The 16,899-nt window shown below is 69.4% G+C and carries 1 protein-coding gene; it reads right to left on the bottom strand.

The annotated features are described in order from the left end of the window. Window positions 1-292 precede the first annotated feature (292 nt). Window positions 293-16,678 carry a type I polyketide synthase gene (locus CCZ36_RS27575; protein ID WP_237302749.1) on the bottom strand — a complete coding sequence of 5,462 codons (16,386 nt, stop codon included), beginning with the start codon at window positions 16,676-16,678 and terminating at the stop codon, window positions 293-295. Window positions 16,679-16,899: the final 221 nt, after the last annotated feature.

The raw sequence follows: 16,899 nt of genomic DNA, 5'->3' as shown, positions 1-16,899 counted from the left end.
GGTGCGGCGTCGGGGCGCGCCGCGCGCAGCACCTCCACGGCGTGGTCGAGCACGAGCCGACGCAGCGTGTCGAGCGCCTCGGTCGGCGGAACGTCGGCCAGCCGCCGCACGAGATCCGGCTGCTCGGCCGGCTCGGGCTGCTCGGTCCGGTCGGTCCGGTCGGTCCGGTCGGTCCGGTCGGTCCGGTCGGTCCGGTCAGACTGCTCGGTCCGCTCAGGCTGCTCGGGAAGGCCGCTCTCCAGCTCGTTCATCAACGCATCCCGTTCTGTGAAGTCCATGTCGCCCATACCGCTCAGTCCCCCAACTCGCCGTCGAGCACCGCGAACAACTCGTCGTCGGTCGCCGCTTCGTAATCCAGCTGTCCGTCCCGCGCGGCATCGCCTTCGCGCTCCCGCCAGTTGCGCAGAAGGACCTCGAGCCGGGCGGTGACGGCCGCGGGGTCGGCCTCGGTCCTGGCCAGCGCCTCCGCCAGCCGGTCGACCTCGGCCAGCGCCTCGGTCGTCGGATCGGCGGCGCGGCCGACGAGCAGTCCGCCGAGATGGTCGACGATCTCGGTGATCGTCGGGTAGTCGAAGACCAGCGTCGCGGGCAGCGCGAGTCCGGTCACCGCGCCGAGCCCGTTGCGCAGCTCCACGGCGGCCAGTGAGTCGAACCCCATGTCGCGCAGGGCTCGCCCGCCGTCGAAGGTCTGCGACTCCCCGTGGCCGAGCACTGCCGCGACGTGCCGGGACACGAGATCGAACAGGAACGCGTCCTGGTCATCGGGTTTCATCCCGGCCAGACGCGCCGCGATGCCCGCCTCGGCCGACGTGCCGCCCCCCGTGGCCGTGCGGACGGTCGCCCGGGCCGGTACGAGGGAGTGCAGCAGCGTGGGCAGTTCGTCGCCGCGCGCGCGGAGTGCCGCGGTGTCGAACCGGATCGGCAGCAGCGAGGCGTCGGGCGCGTTCAGCGCGGCGTCGAACAGGGCGAGCGCCTCGTCCGTACCCATCGCCGGCATGCCCAGGCGCCGCATCCGCTGCCGGCCCATCTCATCGAGGCCCCCCGCCATGCCCGAGCCCTCGTCCCACAGACCCCAGGCCAGCGACAGGGCCGGGAGGCCGTTCGTCCGCCGGTGCGCGGCGAGCTCGTCCAGGAAGACGTTGGCCGTCGCGTAGTTGCTCTGGCCGGCGCCGAGGAGGATCCCCGCCGAGGAAGAGAAGAGCACGAAAGCGGCGAGGCCGTGACCGGCCGTGAGTTCGTGGAGGTTCCAGGCGGCGTCGACCTTGGGACGCAGGACCGCGGCGACACGTTCGGGTGTGAGCGACGTGAGTACCGCGTTGTCGACGACCCCGGCCGCATGCACCACGGAACGTACGGGGTGCCGCTGCAGCACCTCGGCAAGCTCCGCCCGGTCTGCCGCGTCGCACGCCACGATGGCTGCGGTGGCGCCGAGTTGCGCGAGTTCCTCCTGGATTCGTCCCGCCTCCGGGGCCTGCGGTCCCCTGCGGCTGAGGAGGACGAACTCGCGTATCCCGTGCCGTACGGCGAGATGGCGCGCGACGAGTGCGCCGAGGCCGCCCGTACCTCCCGTGATCAGCACGGGACCCACGAAGGCGGACTCTCCCGACGGATCGAGGTCCGTGATCCGGGTCAGTCGCGGTACCTGTATCTCCCCGTCGGCGATGGTCAGTTCCGGCTCCCCGGTGGCGACGGCGTCGGCGAGCAGCCCGGCGTTCACCAAACCCCCCGTCGTACGGACGAGAGTGATCCGCCCCGGGTGTTCCGCCTGCGCGGCCCGTACGAGACCGGCCAGCGGGGCCTGGGTCAGGTGCTCGCCGACGGTGAGCACGAGGTGTGCATCGGCGAACCTCGGCTCCTCCAGCCATCCGGCCAGCAGCGCCAGCAGATCGCAGGTCGCCGTACGCACCGCTTCGGGCACGGTGCCCTCGATCGCGGGGCAGTCGTAGGTGACGAACCGCGGAACGGGGTCCGGGACGACGCCCGGTTCGGCGTACACCTGCTGGCCCAGGTCGTGCACGTCCGCGCCCAGCACGGCCCAGTCGTCGGCCTTCCCGGCGCCGCCGATGGTGCCGGTGCCGCCAACGGCTCCGGGCAGGGCGGTCTGCGTGACCCTGTACAAGGAGCGCGGGGCGACGGCCAGTTGCTGGGCGGACACCGGCCGCGCCACGAGACCGGCCACGCTCACCACCGGCTTCCCCGCCTGGTCGGCCACGGTCATCGCGGTGGTGTCGGGGCCTGCTGGCGCGATCCGTACACGTACGTGCGACACGCCCTCGGCCTGCAACGCGACCCCGGTCCAGGCGAACGGAATCATCGGGCTGCCCTCCGGATCGCCCAGCAGCAACGCGTGCCAGCAGGCATCGAGGAGCGCGGGGTGAATGCCGAAGGTCCGGCCGTCCGACTCCGCGGTCTGCGCTGTCTGCTCGGGCAGGGCGACCTCGGCGTATGTCTCCGCGCCACGCCGCCAGGCGGCCAGCAGCCCCTGGAAGGCGGTCCCGTACGCATAGCCGCGGTCGGCCAACTCGTCGTAGGCACCGGCGACATCGAGCTGCTCGGCACCGGCCGGAGGCCAGACCTCCAGATGGGCGGCGCCATCGATGGTGCCGTCGGGAGCTTCTGACGATTCCGGGGCTTGCGGGGCTTCCGCTGTGAGGTAGCCGGTCGCGTGGCGCAGCCACTCGCCCTCGCCGTCCCGGGAGTGCACCCGGACCGGCCGGCGTCCGTTCCCTTCGGCCTCACCCACATCGACCCGTATGTCGACGGCGTCCCGCTCGGGTACGGCGAGGGGAGCTTCCAGCATGAGTTCGTCGATGGTGGGGGTGCCGGTCTCCTGACCCGCACGCAGAACCATCTCCACCAACGCCGTCCCCGGCACCAACACCGCCCCGTGCACCGCATGATCCGCCAGCCAGGGGTGGGTGGCGAGCGACAGCCTTCCGGTCAGCGTCACGCCATCCCCGTCGACGTGATCCAGCACCGCCGCCAGCAACGGATGCCCCGCACCCACCTGACCCGACACCGACACATCACCCGAACCCGAACCACCCGAACCACCCGAACCCGGCTCCAACCAATACCGCCGACGCTCAAACGGATACGTCGGCAAATCAACAACCCCACCACCAACACCACCCCGAACACCAAGACCCTCGAACACCGCACCCCAATCAACATCAAACCCCCGCACCCACACCCCACCCAACGCACCCACCACACCACGCACCTCATCACGCCCCCGCACCACCGACGGCACAAACACCACCTCATCACCCACAACACAACCCGGACCCATCACCGACAACACCGCATCCGGACCCACCTCGACAAACCCCGAAACACCCCGACCCTCCATCACCCGAACCGTCTCCAAAAACCTCACCGGCTCCCGCACATGCGACACCCAGAACTCCGGATCACACACATCACCACCCACCACCAAACCCAACACCGGCTCCCGAAACACCAACCCCTCCACCACACCCCGAAACTCCTCCAACATCGGCTCCATCAACACCGAATGAAACGCATGCGACACCACCAAACGCTTCGACCGACGACCACGCCCCACAAACACCCCCACCACCTCCTCCACCACACCCTCCACACCCGACAACACCACCGACGAAGGACCATTCACCGCAGCCAACGACACCCCACCACCCAACAACGGCAACACCTCCTCCTCCGACGCCTCCACCGCCACCATCACCCCACCCAACGCCAACCCCTGCATCAACCGCCCACGCGCCACCACCAAACGACACGCATCCTCCAACGACAAAACCCCAGCAACAAAAGCAGCCACCACCTCACCCACCGAATGACCACCCACACAATCCACCCGCACACCCCACGACACCCACAACCGAAACAACGCCACCTCAAACGCAAACAACCCCACCTGCGCCACACCCGTATCATCCACCGACAAACCAGACCACCAACCAGAACCCGAACCAGAACCAGAACCCGAACCAGAACCCGAATCCACACCCGAATCTGAACCAGAACCCGAATCCGAATCGGAATCCAGACCCCACATCACCTCACGCACACCCTCACCCACCAAACCCATCACCTCATCAAACGCCTCCGCAAACACCGGAAACGCCTCATACAAACCACGCCCCATCCCCAACCACTGCGACCCCTGACCCGCAAACACAAACCCCAACCCACCACCAGAAGACGCAACACCACGCACCACACCCGAACCCGACGCCGGCTCACCCTCCGACAACGCCACCAGACCCGAACGCAACTCCTCCCACCCCTCACCCACCACCACAGCCCGATGACCCAACCCCGCACGCGTCAACGCCAACCCACGACCAACCTCACCCACCGACACATCCCCCACCACCGCATCCCCCACCGCCACCACACGCCCCGCCAACTCCCCCACCACACCCACAGAACCACCCGACAACACCAACGGCACCACACCAACCCCGGACGCCCCCTCACCCCGAGAAGCCTCCACAGACACCTCACCGGACACCTCCACCGGCGCCTGCTCCAAAATCACATGCGCGTTCGTCCCACTGATCCCGAACGACGACACACCCGCCCGACGCACCCGACCCACATCCGGCCACACCCGCCCCTCCACCAACAACTCCACCGCACCCGCAGACCAATCCACCTCACCCGACGGCACATCCACATGCAACGTCCGCGGCAACACCCCCCGCCGCAACGCCTCCACCATCTTGATCACACCAGCCACACCCGCAGCCGCCTGCGCATGACCAATATTCGACTTCACCGACCCCAACCACAAAGGCCGCCCCTCAACACGACCCTGCCCATACGTCGCCAACAACGCCTGAGCCTCAATCGGATCACCCAACCGCGTCCCCGTCCCATGCCCCTCCACCACATCCACATCCCCCACCGACAACCCCCCACTCACCAACGCCGCCCGCACCACCCGCTGCTGCGACGGACCATTCGGAGCCGTGAGTCCGTTGGACGCGCCGTCCTGGTTCACCGCGGAACCCCGCATCACCGCCAGCACCCGGTGACCGTTTCGCCGGGCGTCCGACAACCGCTCCAACACCACCAGGCCCACGCCCTCCGACCAGCCCGTACCGTCGGCCCCTTCCGCGAACGCCTTGCAGCGGCCGTCGGAAGCCAGCCCGTTCTGTCGGGCGAACTCGACAAAGGTCCCCGGGGTGGTCATCACGGTCACGCCGCCTGCCAGCGCCAGCGAGCACTCGCCCGCGCGCAGCGACTGCGCCGCCCAGTGCATCGCCACCAGCGATGACGAGCAGGCCGTGTCCACCGTGATCGCCGGTCCCTCCAGGCCGAACGTGTAGGCGACGCGGCCGGTCGCCACGCTGTTCAGGGTGCCGTTCCCGAAGTAGCCGAGCAGTTCGTCGGGGACGGAGGTCAGCGTGCTCCCGTAATCCCGGTACATGACGCCGGCGAAGATGCCCGTGTCGCTGCCGCGCAGCGAGTGGGGGTCGATGCCCGCGCGCTCGAACGCCTCCCAGGAAGCCTCCAGCAGCAGCCGCTGCTGCGGGTCCATGGCGAGGGCCTCACGCGGTGAGATCCCGAAGAAGTCGGCGTCGAAGTCGGCGGCGCCTTCGAGGAATCCGCCCTGGTTCGTGTAGGACTGCCCGGGCGCCGAACCGTCGAGTGCCTCCAGGTCCCAGCCCCGGTCCGTCGGGAAGCCGGACATTCCGTCGATGCCCTCGGCGACCATGTGCCACAGGTCCTCGGGCGATTCGACACCGCCCGGGTAGCGGCAGCTCATGCCGACGATCACCACAGGGTCGTCGGCATCCACGGCGTGCAGGGGGCCTGCGGCGTCCGCAGCGTCCTCCTGGACCTCGTCGAGTGCTTCGGCGAGCAGGAAGCCGGCGAAAGCGCTCGGTGTCGGGTAGTCGAAGACGATCGTGGAGGGCAGTTTCAGACCTGTCGCCGCGGCCACCTTGTTCCGGAACTCCACCGCGGTCAGTGAATCGAATCCGAAGTCCGTGAAGGCACGACGCGGCTCGATGTCCTGCGCTCCGGCATGTCCCAGCACGTGGGCGATCTGCGTTCGGACGAGGTCCAGGACGTACGGCTCCCGCTCGCTTTCCGCCAGCCCGACGAGCTTCGTACGGAACGGTGTGGTGTTCCGGTCCGCCTCTGCCCGCACCCGCGATTTCGGCCGCCGGACCAGGTCGGTCAGGACGACGGGGAGCTCCTCCTCACGCGTCCTGAGCACCGAGGTGTCGAGACGTACGGGGGCCACATTGGGCTCGCCCGTGGCGATGGCGGTGTCGAGGAGTTCCAGGGCCTCGTCCGTCGGCAGGGAAGCGATTCCGGTCCGGTGGACGCGGGCGAGGTCCGCCGCCTCCAGCCGCGTACCCATTCCGTCCTCGGACCAGAATCCCCAGGCCAACGACTGTGCGGGCAGCCCGCGGGCACGACGGTGTGCCGCCAGGGCGTCGAGGAACACGTTGGCCGCCGCGTAGTTGCCCTGGGCCGTCGCGTCGATGGCGCTGGTGGCGGACGAGAACAGGATGAAGGTGTCCAGGTCGCCGCCCAGCTCGTGGAGGTGCCACGCGGCATCGGCCTTGGGCCGGAACACCGCGTCGAGCCGGTCCGGGGTCATCGACTCGACGAGCCCGTCGGCGAGCACTCCGGCGGCGTGGACGACGCCCCGCACCGGGTGGTCGGCGAAGAGCGCGGCAACGGCATTACGGTCCGACACGTCCGCGGCGACGGCGGTCACCCGGGCACCCAGAGCTGTCAGCTCGGCGCACAGGGCTTCGGCCCCCGGGGCCTCGGGGCCCCGGCGGCTGACGAGCACGAGTTCGCCGACCCCGTGCTGCCCGGCCAGGTGACGGGCCACAGCCGCGCCGAGGCCACCGGTCCCGCCAGTGATGAGTACGGAGTCGGGGAAGCCGGCACGGAGCCCGGTCTCGCTCGCCCCCGCGCCGCCCGTACCGGGCCCGTCGGCCCGGACCGTTGCCGCTCGGCGCCAGCGGGGCACGAAGAGTGCTCCGTCCCGGATCATGATCTCCGGTTCCCCGGCGCCGAGCGCTGTGCTCAGAGCCGTGTCCGGGACCGCGTCGCCGGCCTCGCGTGTGCCGGACGGTACGGGCGCCTCGTCCGCGTCCGGGTTCTCCCGGGTCTCCTGGACGTCGAGGAGGAGGAACCTGCCCGGGTGTTCGGCCTGCGCCGCCCGGACGAGTCCCCATACGGGTGCCTGTGCCAGATCCGGGTCGTCCGTCGCCGGGGCGGCATGCCGCGTCAGCAGCGCGAGCCGGGACGTGGTGAACCGGTCGTCCGCCAGCCAGGCGGTGAGGGCGCCGAGCACCTGAGCGGTGGTCGTACGGGCCCTGTCCGCCGCAGTCGTTACGTCGTCACTGTCGGCGTTCCCCGTGCCCGGTCCGCCGACGCGCAGGACCACCACGTCCGGCACCTCCGCACCGAGGTCCGCCAGGTCGTCGACGATCGCCGACGTCCCCGCGTACCGTGCCGCGCCCGGGTGTTCCTTCCACTCCGGAACGTAGAGCGATTCGTCGGCGGTCGCGATCTGTTCGGCGGCCAGGGCGCGCGTCACCAGGCTCTCGACCGTGACGACGGCCGAGCCGTCGGGGTCGGTGGCCGACAGCGCCATCTCGTTGTCGCCGCTCCGCTTCATCCGGACCCGCAGCTCCAGGGCGCCCGCCGAGTGGACGGTGACCCCTCGCCACACGAACGGCAGCCCCGCGCCTCCATTGCCTTCCGTACTCTGCGGACGGTCCGCGTCCAGGTAGGCACCGGCATGCAGCGCCGCATCGAACAGGGCCGGGTGGAGGGCGAACCCCTCGGTCGAGGTGTTCTCGGGGAGCGTCACCTCGGCGAACACCTCGCCGCCCCGCTGCCAGGCCCGACGCAGCCCTTGGAAGAGCGGGCCGTAGTCGACCCCGGCCTGCGCCAGCCGCGCGTACGCGGTGTCGGCGTCCATCTCCCCGGCCCCGGCGGGCGGCCAGTGGCTGTCAGCCGGGGCAGACACGGGCTGCTGCTCGGTGAGCGTTCCGCCGGCGTGCTCGATCCACGGCCCGTCGGACGCCTGCCCATGCACCGTGACGGTCCTCAGTCCGTCGCCGTCGCGCGGGCCCACGGTCACTCGAAGCCGTACGCCACCGTCCGGAGGCACGATGATCGGCGCCTGCAGGGTGAGTTCGTCGATGGTGGGGGTGCCGGTCTCCTGACCCGCACGCAGAACCATCTCCACCAACGCCGTCCCCGGCACCAACACCGCCCCGTGCACCGCATGATCCGCCAGCCAGGGATGCGTCGCGAGCGACAGCCTTCCGGTCAGCGTCACCCCATCCCCATCGACGTGATCCAGCACCGCCGCCAACAACGGATGCCCCGCACCCACCTGCCCCGACACCGACACATCACCCGAACCCGAACCACCCGAACCCGGCTCCAACCAATACCGCCGACGCTCAAACGGATACGTCGGCAAATCAACAACCCCACCACCAACACCACCCCGAACACCAAGACCCTCGAACACCGCACCCCAATCAACATCAAACCCCCGCACCCACACCCCACCCAACGCACCCACCACACCACGCACCTCATCACGCCCCCGCACCACCGACGGCACAAACACCACCTCATCACCCACAACACAACCCGGACCCATCACCGACAACACCGCATCCGGACCCACCTCGACAAACCCCGAAACACCCCGACCCTCCATCACCCGAACCGTCTCCAAAAACCTCACCGGCTCCCGCACATGCGACACCCAGAACTCCGGATCACACACATCACCACCCACCACCAAACCCAACACCGGCTCCCGAAACACCAACCCCTCCACCACACCCCGAAACTCCTCCAACATCGGCTCCATCAACACCGAATGAAACGCATGCGACACCACCAAACGCTTCGACCGACGACCACGCCCCACAAACACCCCCACCACCTCCTCCACCACACCCTCCACACCCGACAACACCACCGACGAAGGACCATTCACCGCAGCCAACGACACCCCACCACCCAACAACGGCAACACCTCCTCCTCCGACGCCTCCACCGCCACCATCACCCCACCCAACGCCAACCCCTGCATCAACCGCCCACGCGCCACCACCAAACGACACGCATCCTCCAACGACAAAACCCCAGCAACAAAAGCAGCCACCACCTCACCCACCGAATGACCACCCACACAATCCACCCGCACACCCCACGACACCCACAACCGAAACAACGCCACCTCAAACGCAAACAACCCCACCTGCGCCACACCCGTATCATCCACCGACAAACCAGACCACCAACCAGAACCCGAACCAGAACCAGAACCCGAACCAGAACCCGAATCCACACCCGAATCTGAACCAGAACCCGAATCCGAATCGGAATCCAGACCCCACATCACCTCACGCACACCCTCACCCACCAAACCCATCACCTCATCAAACGCCTCCGCAAACACCGGAAACGCCTCATACAAACCACGCCCCATCCCCAACCACTGCGACCCCTGACCCGCAAACACAAACCCCAACCCACCACCAGAAGACGCAACACCACGCACCACACCCGAACCCGACGCCGGCTCACCCTCCGACAACGCCACCAGACCCGAACGCAACTCCTCCCACCCCTCACCCACCACCACAGCCCGATGACCCAACCCCGCACGCGTCAACGCCAACCCACGACCAACCTCACCCACCGACACATCCCCCACCACCGCATCCCCCACCGCCACCACACGCCCCGCCAACTCCCCCACCACACCCACAGAACCACCCGACAACACCAACGGCACCACACCAACCGATGCCTCACCCGACACCGGAACCAGCTCACCCAGCACTTCCGCAGGCGCCTGCTCCAAAATCACATGCGCGTTCGTCCCACTGATCCCGAACGACGACACACCCGCCCGACGCACCCGACCCACATCCGGCCACACCCGCCCCTCCACCAACAACTCCACCGCACCCGCAGACCAATCCACCTCACCCGACGGCACATCCACATGCAACGTCCGCGGCAACACCCCCCGCCGCAACGCCTCCACCATCTTGATCACACCAGCCACACCCGCAGCCGCCTGCGCATGACCAATATTCGACTTCACCGACCCCAACCACAAAGGCCGCCCCTCAACACGACCCTGCCCATACGTCGCCAACAACGCCTGAGCCTCAATCGGATCACCCAACCGCGTCCCCGTCCCATGCCCCTCCACCACATCCACATCCCCCACCGACAACCCCCCACTCACCAACGCCGCCCGCACCACCCGCTGCTGCGACGGACCATTCGGAGCACTGAACCCATTCGACGCACCATCCTGATTCACCGCAGAACCCCGCACCACCGCCAACACCCGATGACCATTCCGCCGCGCATCCGACAACCGCTCCAACACCAACAACCCCGCACCCTCCGACCACGCAGCACCATCCGCACCCCCACCGAACGACTTACACCGCCCATCCACCGCCAACCCCCGCTGACGACTGAAATCAACAAACATATCCGGCGTCGTCATCACCGTCACACCACCCGCCAACGCCAACGAACACTCACCCGCACGCAACGACTGCGCCGCCCAATGCAACGCCACCAACGACGACGAACACGCCGTGTCCACCGTCACCGCCGGCCCCTCCAACCCCAACGTGTAAGAAATACGACCCGAAACCAGACTGCCGCCACTCGAACTGGCCGCGTAGTCGTGATGCATCAGGCCGGCGAATACACCGGTGTCACTGCCGCGCAAGGACGAGGGGTCCACACCCGCCCGCTCGAACGCCTCCCACGACAACTCCAGCAGCAAACGCTGCTGCGGATCCATCTCCAACGCCTCACGCGGAGAAATCCCGAAGAACTCCGCATCAAAACCCGCCACATCCGCAAGGAAACCCCCCTCACGCACATACGACTTCCCCGGCACCCCCGGCTCGGGATCATAAATCCCCTCGACATCCCACCCACGATCACGCGGAAAGCCACCGATCGCATCCACCCCGTCATCCACCAACCGCCACAAATCCTCAGGCGACTCCACCCCACCCGGATAACGGCAACTCATCCCCACAATCACCACCGGATCGTCCTCCACACCACCCGCACCGCCCACCGCGTCCACGGCACCCACCGCGACGTCCGCGACGGCGGAAGAGGCACTCTTGCCGAGCAGTTCGTCGTTCAGGTGGCCGGCGAGGATCTCGGGGGTCGGGTAGTCGAAGACGAGAGTCGCGGAAAGCCGCAGCCCTGTGGCGGAGTTGAGGCGGTTCCGCAGTTCGACCGCGGTCAGGGAGTCGAAGCCGAACTCGCGGAACGCGCGGTTCGCCTCGACCGCGTCCGCGCTGTCGTGGCCGAGTACGGAGGCTGCCTGCGCGCGGACCATCGTGAGCAGTCGTTCCGCGCGTTCCGACGGGGACAGTGCGGTGAGCTCGCCCCGCAGAGAGCCGTCCGCGACCGTGTCGGGCGTGACGACGGTGACGGTGGCGCCGCGGCGGCGGGCCGGCACGAGACCCTGGAAGATCTCGGCCAGTTCCGCACCCTGGGCGCGCAGGCCCGCCATGTCCATCCGTACCGGGGCGACCACCGGATCGCCCTGGGCGAGCGCCGCGTCGAAGAGCCGCAGCCCCTCTTCCGTGGACAGCGGAGCGATGCCACTGCTGCTGATACGAGCTCGGTCGGCGTCATCGAGGTGACCCGTCATCCCGCTGGCCTGGGCCCAGAAGCCCCAGGCCAGCGACTGCCCGGGCAGCCCGCGTGCTCTGCGGTACGCGGCGAGCGCGTCGAGGTGGGCGTTGGCCGCACCGTAGTTGGCCTGTCCCTGGCTGCCCGTGATGCCGGCGATGGACGAGAACAGCACGAAGTGGTGGAGGTCCATCTCCCGGGTCAACTCGTGCAGGTGCCAGGCCGCTTCGGACTTCGGGCGCAGCACCGCGTCGATCTGTTCCGGGGTGAGGGTCCCGGTCGTTCCGTCGGCGAGTACGCCCGCCGCGTGGATGACGGCGCGCACGGGGTGCTCGGCGGGAACGGCGGCCAGGGCGTGTTCGAGGGCGGTTCGGTCGGCCACGTCGCAGGCCACCGTCGTCACGGTCGCGCCCGCCACTTCGAGGCCGTCGATCCCGGTGCCGCTCCGGCTGAGGAGCAGCAGGTGGCGGACACCGTGGTGCTCGACGAGGTGATGGGCGAGGGCGCCCGCGAGGGTCCCGCTCGCACCGGTGATCACTACCGTGCCGTCGGCGTCCCATGCCGCCTCGCGCGGTGCGTCGCCGGCCACCGGTTCGGTTCTGCGGGCGAGCCGGGGCACCTGCGCCGTTCCCGCTCGCAGGGCCACTTCGGGGTGGCCGAGCGTGGTGACGTACGGGAGGAGGCGGGCGGAGTCTACGTGTCCGTCGAGGTCGACGAGCAGGAAGCTGCCGGGGTTCTCCAGCTGTGCGGTGCGGACGAGTCCGCGCACGGCTGCCGCCGCCAGCCCGGCTCCGTCGGCGGCACCGCCGGCAGCGCCGTCGGTGGCGCCGTCGGTGGCGTCGTGGGTGAGCACCACAAGGGTGGCGTCGGCGAAGCGGTCGGCGGAGAGCCAGGCCTGCAACGTGTGCAGGGTGTGCCCGGTCGCCCTGCGTACGGCCTCGGGGTCGCTGCCCGTGCCGCTGAGGAGGACGACGACATCGGCCTCGGCGATGTCGTCGAGGGAAGTGGCCGTGACGGCGGCCGGGAGCGTCCGTGCCCAAGACTCCGGGGCGTTCCCGTCCTGCGACAGGACCACCCAGCGCGGGGCGGCCTGCCCGGCGTCGGACGCCGACGCGTCGACGAGGGACGGGGCGGGGACGGGCTCCCAGTCCACTCCGTACAGTGCGCCCTCCGGGGCGGTCCGGGCCGCCTCGGCGAGCTGTTCGGCGGTCACGGGGCGCACGGCGAGCGACCCGACGGACGCGACGGGGCTGCCGGTGGTGTCGGCCAGGTCCAGGGCGACGGTGCCGTGCGCGCCGGGCCTGACCCGTACGCGGAGGGCGGTGGCCCCGGTAGCCGTCAGCTCGACGTGCTCCCAGGCGAACGGCAGCTCGACCCGGGCGTGCGGCGCGTCCACCCCTATCGCGTGCAGTGCGGCGTCGAGCAGTGCGGGGTGGATGCCGAAGCGGTCGGCGTGGTCCCGGGCTTCTTCCGCGAGTTCGACCTCGGCGTACACCTCGGGGCCGAGTCGCCATGCGGCGCGGAGCCCCTGGAACGCCGGTCCGTAGAGGAGCCCTGTCGCGGCGAGCCGTTCGTAGACCCCGTCGAGACCGATGGGTTCGGCGCCGGGCGGCGGCCACGAGGCGAGGTCGAAGCCGGGGTGGGAACGCGTGGCGCTGAGGGTTCCGGTGGCATGCCGGGTCCAAGGGGTGCCCGCGGGGGCGCCCTCGGGGCGTGAGTAGATCGCGCACCGGCGGCGTCCGTCGGCCGGTGCGGCTCCGGTGGTGCTGTCGCCGGTCCCCTCCGGTGCCGCATCACCCGTGGTGTCCGGGCCGCCTTCGACGACCACCTGGATCTCGACCGTGCCGTGCTCGGGCAGGACGAGGGGGGTGGCGAGGGTGAGTTCTTCGAGGTGGGAGTGGCCGGTCTGGTCGCCGGCCCGGATCGCCATCTCGACGAATCCGGTTCCGGGGAAGATCGTCCGTCCTTCGACGCTGTGATCGCCGAGCCAGGCGCTCCTGTCCAGGCCGATGCGTCCGGAGAAGGTCACTCCCCCGCCGGAGGCGTGCTCGACGGCCGCGCCGAGCAGGGGGTGCCCGGTCGTGATCAGTCCGGCAGCGGATACGTCGCCCGCGCCGTCGAATGCCTCGGCGCTGTCCAGCCAGTAGCGCTGTCGCTGGAAGGCATACGTCGGCAGATCCACCCGCCCCGCACCCACCGGCACAACAGCCCCCCAGTCCACACCCACCCCAGCAGACCAGAGCTCACCCACCGAACGCAGAAAACGATCCAACCCACCATCACCACGACGCAACGACCCCACAACCGCACCCTCAACACCCCCCACATCCAACAACTCACTCACACCCGGAACCAGAACAGGATGCGCACTCACCTCAACAAAATCCGTAAACCCCTCACCCACCAACGCCCCCACCGCATCCGCAAACAACACCGGCTCCCGCAAATTCCGATACCAATAACCCCCATCAACCACACCACCACCCACCCAACCCACCAACACCGACGAAAAGAACGGCACCTCAGGCACCCCCGCCACCACCGGCGCCAACACCCGCAACAACTCCTCCTCCACCAACCCCACCTGCACCGAATGCGACGCATAATCCACCGCAACACGCCGCACCCGCACCCCCTCACCCACCAACACACCCTCCAACACACCCAACCCCTCCACATCACCCGACACCACCACCGACGACGGACCATTCACCGCCGCCACCGACACCCCCACCGGCAACCGCCCCACCAACTCACCCACCGACAACCCCACCGACAACATCCCCCCACCACCCGCCAACGACCCCGCAATCACCCGCGACCGCAACACCACCACCCACGCACCATCCTCCAAAGACAACGCACCCGACACCACAGCCGCCGCAATCTCCCCCTGCGAATGCCCCACCACCGCATCCGGCTCCACACCCAACGAACGCCACAACGCCGCCAACGACACCATCACCGCAAACGACACCGGCTGCACCACATCAACCCGCCCCAACAACGACCCACCACCAACCCCACCCAACTCCTCAACCCCCAAACCATCCGCCTCCGCCAACACCTCCCACAACGACCAATCCACCAACGGCTCCAACACCCGCGCACACTCACCCAACCGCTCCGCAAAAACCACACTCTCCCGCGCCAACCGCGCACCCATCCCCACCCACTGCGTCCCCTGACCCGGAAACACAAACGCCAACCGACCACCGGAGGTCGACGCGTTCCGGGTCGGCGACTCGCCGGCGGCGAGCAGGGCCAGCCCCGCCCGCAGCTCCTCACGGTCGCGGCCTGTCACGACCGCGCGACGGCTCAGCGCGGTGCGTCCCCGTACGAGGGAGTGGCTGATGTCCGCCGGATCCACGTCGGCGTCCTCCGTCAGGCGGAGGAGAGCGGCGGCCTGGTCGCGCAGCGCGCCGTCGGTGGCGGCCGAGACCGGCCATGCCAGGGCGTTCCACGTGCCGCGTTCCGGGTCGGCGCCTCCCTCGGCGGCGCCTTCGGCATTGCCCTCCGCGCCTCCGTCGGCGTCACCCGCGGACCCGTCCGCGAGCTCGCCCCCGGGCCCGTCGCCGGCGGACACCGGTTCCTGCTCGACGATCACATGGGCATTGGTGCCGCTGAGGCCGAACGAGGAGACGCCCGCGCGCCGGGGCCTGCCGTCCGGGGTCTCCCAGCTCCGGGACCCGGTGAGCAGTTCGACGGCGCCCGCCGTCCAGTCGACGTGCGTCGAGGGAGCGTCGACGTGCAGAGTCCTCGGCAGCACACCGTGCCGCATCGCCTGGACCATCTTGATCACACCCGCGACACCGGCCGCCGCCTGCGTGTGACCGATGTTCGACTTCACGGAGCCGAGCCACAGCGGCTGGTCCGCCGGGCGGTCCGTGCCGTACGTCGCGAGCAGGGCCTGCGCCTCGATCGGGTCGCCGAGCTTCGTCCCCGTACCGTGCGCCTCGACCGCGTCGACCTCGGCGGCCGACAGCCCGGCGTCCTCCAGCGCGGCCCGGATGACCCGCTGTTGCGAGGGGCCGCTCGGTGCGGTCATGCCGCTGGAAGCGCCGTCCTGGTTGACGGCGGAGCCGCGGATCACGCCGAGCACCTGGTGTCCGTTGCGGTGTGCGTCGTCCAGCCGCTCCAGCAGGAGCATGGCCGCGCCCTCGCCCCAGGCGGTGCCGTCGGCGTCGGACGAGAAGGCCTTGCACCGGCCGTCGGCGGCGAGGCCGCGCTGCAGGCTGAACTCGACGAAGGTGTCAGGGGTCGACATCACGGTGACACCGCCCGCCAGCGCCAGAGAGCACTCGCCGGAGCGCAGGGCGCGCGTGGCGGAGTGCAGGGCGACCAGGGAGGAGGAGCAGGCCGTGTCGATGGTCATGGCGGGGCCCTCGAGGCCCAGGGTGTAGGCGACGCGGCCGGAGAGGATGCTGCCGGCGGTGCCGTTGCCGAGGTATCCCGCGAGTTCCTCCGGGATGTCCCGCACCCAGGAGCCGTAGTCGTGGTACATGACTCCGGCGAAGACGCCCGTGGGGGTGCCGCGTACCGATGTCAGGTCGATGCCGGCGCGCTCGAACGCCTCCCAGGACACTTCCAGCAGCAGCCGCTGCTGCGGGTCCATGGCCAGCGCCTCGCGCGGCGAGATCCCGAAGAAGGCGGGGTCGAAGTCGGCGGCGTCGTAGAGGAATCCGCCTTCCTTCACATACGACTTCCCCGGCTTTCCGGGCTCGGGGTCGTAGAGCCCGTCGACGTCCCAGTCCCGGTCCTGCGGAAAGGCCGATATGCCGTCGACGCCCTGCGAGACGAGCTGCCAGAGGTCCTCGGGCGAGCGCACGCCGCCCGGGTAGCGGCAGGCCATCCCGACGATGGCGACCGGAGCGTGCTGTTGGGCCTCCACCTCGCTCAGCTTCCGCCGCGCCTCTCGGAGGTCGGCGGTCGCACGCTTGAGGTAGTTGAGCAGCTTCTCTTCGTTACCCACCGAGTTACCCACCGACGTCACCCATCGCTCCGGTCGATCCCGGCCCGGGGCGGTGTCGCGGATTCTCGCTCAGCGCCGGAATTCGCCTGTCACAAAGGAATTCGACGGCACATCACTGCTTTCCCTGCACGGCCGGCCCCGGGCTTTTCTTCTGGATTCTGCTGCACGCTACCGGCGGGATATCGGGCGAACCACCCCTAGCCTGCCGCGGGTCGGCCCCCGGGGCCGGGCGGCCGCCGGAG

This window comes from Streptomyces sp. S063, assembly GCF_002832675.1.
GTDB lineage: Bacteria > Actinomycetota > Actinomycetes > Streptomycetales > Streptomycetaceae > Streptomyces > Streptomyces sindenensis.
This window is presented reverse-complemented; position numbering and strand designations above follow the sequence as displayed.